This is a genomic window from Streptomyces sp. NPDC004031 (genome assembly GCF_053604375.1).
On the sequence record NZ_JBSGHL010000150.1, the window covers coordinates 1 to 1,813 of the forward strand.

The 1,813-nt window shown below is 55.7% G+C and carries 3 protein-coding genes; all 3 read right to left on the reverse strand.

All coding sequences use genetic code 11. The annotated features are described in order from the left end of the window. Positions 1 to 307 precede the first annotated feature (307 nt). A complete protein-coding gene (locus ACWERV_RS36735; RefSeq protein WP_359580410.1) occupies positions 308 to 619 on the reverse strand; it encodes a hypothetical protein in 312 nt (103 codons plus the stop codon). A 165-nt stretch (positions 620 to 784) separates the two neighbouring features. Beyond that, positions 785 to 1,438, reverse strand: a complete 654-nt coding sequence (locus ACWERV_RS36740; protein WP_105818820.1) for a M35 family metallo-endopeptidase — start codon at positions 1,436 to 1,438, stop codon at positions 785 to 787. Continuing rightward, positions 1,435 to 1,813: hypothetical protein (locus tag ACWERV_RS36745; protein WP_452941231.1), on the reverse strand; the 379-nt coding region annotated here is incomplete at its 5' end. The genes ACWERV_RS36740 and ACWERV_RS36745, both read right to left, overlap by 4 nt.

The following is a 1,813-nucleotide window of genomic DNA, read 5'->3' on the forward strand; positions in this document are numbered from 1 at the left end:
GCGCGCTGCGAGATTCGGCGCGCGGGACACGACTTCGACGGGCGGCCCGCCGACGTGCATCACTAATCGCCTCGCGCCGGACAACCGCGTGGAGAAGCGGTTACACAAAACGCCACGGCATGCCGTGGCGTTTTGTTTTGCGGGTGCGGCGAAAGGCGGGGACGCACGGGGCGATCGTGCAGTGTGCGGTGACGGACACAAAGCACGCGTCGGCTTGTGACGGGCCGGCGCTTACTGCATGGTGCGTAAGGGGCCGCTTCATACCATCAAAATGTGCAGCACTGCGTGGCGGCTGGCGACCAAGGCCTCATTTCACTTGGCAAGGACATTCATGCGGGCAACCGGGAAGAAAGTCGATTTCTACTCGTCGGCCATTATCCGGCACACCGCTCAAGTGATGCGACTTATAAAGCCTGGCGTCGACGTCGATAGGTGCTCGACCAAGCCCCAATGTGACCAGAAGCCCCTTGATACTTTCCGCGCGTTGTTGAGCCAGCACGTGCGGCTGTCTTTCGTCAGCTTCGGCAAGGCCACCGACAGACGTACGATCGAGATTGGGATATTTAAGTTGAAGGTCTATCGCCCAATTGGCCAGCCTTGTGATCTCATCGCCGGACACCTTGGCAGAATCTCTTTCAAACGAAACATCAAGCGTATGGACTGGGGAGCAGGCGAATGTCGCTGCCGAGAAAAATGCGAGTGCGATATATGCTGGCCCTTTTACCATATCAACTTTCCGTTGGACCCAACCAGATTCAACCAGGATCGCGCTGCCACACTGCCCCTAATCCTCATAGATAATATACCCGGCAATGCTATCCGCATTATTGATTGCGAGATCAGGCCGCGTCCGAGCCAATACCAAGCACTTGCGCATGAAATATTGATGATCCTGAGCGCCAAAAGTGTCGGAGAAGTGAGTGCACTCATGAATCAGTGTCGATAGCATCGAGTCCTTCGCACTGGATATGGGGCGCATCCCACAAAATTTTTCGTGGATACAAATAGTATGTGTAGCGGTGTCAGGGGCGCAAACATGAGCGACGGCACCATCAGGGTCCTTGTTATTCGGCGTACAACCAAGATATCGATCAAGCTCCTCTGATTGACGAACAAAGTTTCCAGGCTTGAGATCGCGCATCACCCGACTTACTCGTGCGAGGCCGACTGTCAGACTTTGCCGAATCGCTTCATCGCTTGAGCCAAACCACGTTGCGACGCGTTGACGTTCGACCGCCCCCCACTTGCGCAAGTCTACGAGCCGTACATCAATCATTTGTACCGCTCTATCGCGTAACGTTAGAACCATACGGCGAAATTCCGCATCAGTCATGTTTGGGCAGATGGGTGGCCCGTTCGATACCAATGCTTCGATTAACGAACCTTCTTTCGTGTCCGTCATCGCCTCTGCAATCGCCACACGATCGCCGTCACTCATTCTGTTTCTCCGATGACCTCCAGCTTTACCGATTCAGCATCCGGCGTGATCACTCGCACGGTATGTCCCTGCGCATCGGTAATCCCTGAAGCCAGCACGTCGCCGCGGCAATTTGTGATCCAATACCGCACGCCCACAACAGGTTTCCTGGACTTCTTGTTGCGAATAACGAACTGCTGATCGTGGACTGCCGCGCCTCTTCTTATAGGGGCGACGCCTAAGCCATGCTTCCCCGTCAACCGCGCCACCTCGTCTGCGGCAAAGGTCATCTTCATGCCGCGCTCGGCATAGAAAACAGGTGGCGGCTTGCAATCGCAGACGTTGATATCACCACTCAACGCCCACGGTTTGCCGTTTGGCCCTGTGCCCGGCCAG